Consider the following 265-nt stretch of genomic DNA (forward strand, 5'->3'; position numbering starts at 1 on the left):
TAGCCCCAGGTACGGGGCGTGGCGCACGGCGAACACCACGGCGTCGGCGCCCCGGAGGGCCTTGGCCAGGTCCTTTTCGACCCGCAGGTCCTTGAGCTTTTCCTGGTTCCGGAAGAACCGCTTCCAGGAGTACTCGGGCGAGGGGTATTCGTCCTGCTTTTCGAACTCCCACCAGTGGTCCACGTAGGGGTCGTGGACCCGGGGCTCGGCCCCCATCTCGGCGAGCCGCCGCACCAGGAGTTCGGAGCCGCTGTACCGGGTGTCG

The 265-nt window shown here is 67.9% G+C and carries 1 protein-coding gene; it reads right to left on the reverse strand.

Annotation, left to right across the window (positions count from 1 at the left end):
• Positions 1-265: UDP binding domain-containing protein (locus tag ACYQ8L_RS18760; protein WP_459943330.1), on the reverse strand; the 265-nt coding region annotated here is incomplete at both ends.

Source organism: Deferrisoma palaeochoriense (assembly GCF_054656955.1).